This window comes from Mycobacterium sp. NAZ190054 (assembly GCF_001545925.1).
Taxonomy (GTDB): domain Bacteria; phylum Actinomycetota; class Actinomycetes; order Mycobacteriales; family Mycobacteriaceae; genus Mycobacterium.
The window spans coordinates 1-1,825 of sequence record NZ_LMVQ01000429.1 but is presented as its reverse complement, the minus strand read 5'-3'; the positions used below and the strand labels follow the sequence as shown (position 1 = coordinate 1,825).

Annotated in this window: 1 protein-coding gene and 1 pseudogene; one reads left to right on the top strand and one right to left on the bottom strand. The window is 71.0% G+C overall.

Annotated features, from left to right (window positions below):
* Positions 1-170: 170 nt before the first annotated feature.
* Positions 171-794, bottom strand: a pseudogene (locus ASJ79_RS23395) (carboxymuconolactone decarboxylase family protein); the annotation flags it as partial.
* 38 nt (positions 795-832) lie between these two features.
* On the opposite strand from ASJ79_RS23395, the gene crtI reads away from it, so the two are divergent.
* The coding region (crtI, locus tag ASJ79_RS23390) for a phytoene desaturase family protein (protein ID WP_156448600.1) at positions 833-1,825 on the top strand (993 nt) is incomplete at its 3' end.

Genomic DNA, 1,825 nt, shown 5'->3' with positions numbered 1-1,825 from the left:
GGACCGAGCCGGTCGCCCCGAGCAACGCCTCGGCGGCGGCCAGCGCGGCCGGGGCCGGACCGGATACCCACAGCTCGTCGTAGCCGAGATCCTCGGCCGCGGCGCCCCGCGACGCCAGGTCGCCGCCCATCCACAGTTCCACACCGAATCGCATGGACGGTTAGGGTACCCTAACCAGCGTCGGCCCAGGGCGCTCGGCAGGCGTCACCCGAACTGAACCCCTGCTCGGTGATCCCGAGCGCGGCGTTCATCCGGGCCCGCATGTTCTCGACGCCGATCTGGTACGTCAGCTCGATGACCCCCTTGGCGCCGAACCGGCGCCGCAGATCGGCCACCTGCTCGTCGGTGACGGTGTGCGGGTCGGTGGTCATCGCCGCGGCGTAGGCGATCGCCGCGCGCTCGTCGTCGGTGAAGCGCGGGGACGTCGCGTAATCGTCGATCTCGGTCAGCCGCGCCATGTCGAGCCCGTCGAGACGCATCAGCATCGCGCCGAAATCGACGCACCAGGAGCAGCCGATCTGGCGGGCGGTCCAGTAGACCGCCAGCTCACGCACGCTGGCCGGCAACACCGAGGACGCGCGGTCGAGCATTCCCTCATGCGCGGCCGCGGCCAGCATCAGACGTGGGTGGTGGGCGTAGATCGCGAACGGTTCGGGCACCTCGCCGAAACGGCGTTTGGCGTAGCGCCACATCAGCCGGGTCAGCAGGGAGGCGCGGCCGGGGGACAGGGGTTCGATGCGTGTGGTGTTCATACCTGTCAGACGAGGCGGCCGGCCCAGGTGTGACACCGACCGGACGTTTCTGTTCACCGCCGAGCGGGAACTGCCGCGTGGTGCGTGCGCTGAGCGGCAGGACCGACCGCGTCGTCGTGGTCGGCGCCGGACTGTCCGGGCTGTCGGCCGCGCTGCAGTTGGCCGGGCGCGGCCGCACGGTCACCGTGCTGGAGCGCGGCGAGCATCCCGGTGGACGTGTGGGCCGGGCCGACGTCAACGGTTACCGGCTCGACACCGGGCCCACGGTGCTGACCATGCCCGACATCATCGACGAGGCGTTCGCCGCCGTCGGGGAATCCCTCGCCGACTGCCTGCCGATGGACCCGGTGCACCCGGCCTATCACGCCAAGTTCGCCGACGGCAGCGCGCTGCGCGTGCACACCGAACCCGCGGTGATGGCCTCGGAGATCGAGCACTTCGCCGGACGCCGGGAGGCCGACGGCTATCTGCGGCTGCGGGACTGGCTGACCAGGCTGTACCGCACCGAGTTCGACGGGTTCATCGCGAACAACTTCGATTCACCGCTGTCGCTGCTGACGCCGTCGCTGGCACGTCTGGTCGCGCTGGGCGGGTTCCGCCGCTGGGAACCGGTGGTGCGCCGCTTCCTGCGCGACGAACGGCTGCTGCGGGTGTTCACGTTCCAGGCCCTCTACGTCGGGGTGCCGCCGCAGAACGCGCTTGCCGTGTACGCGGTGATCGCCTACATGGACACCGTCGCCGGGGTCTACTTCCCGCGCGGCGGCATGCGTGCCCTGCCGGACGCCATGGCCGCCGCCGCCACCCGCGCGGGCGTCGAATTCGTCTACGGCGCAACGGTTTCGGAACTCGAATTCCACGGGTCCCGGGTCCGTGCCGTGCACACCGCCGAGGGTGGGCGGGTGCCCGCGGACGCGGTGGTGCTGACCACCGAGCTGCCCGACACCTACCGGCTGATCGGGTGGACCGGGTCGGCGCAGTCGATGCCCTCGGCGGAGAGCCGGCGTTTGAGGACCTTGAAGGTCTCGGTGCGTGGCAGCGCGGTTGCCGTGCGCACGAACCTCGGCCACTGCTTG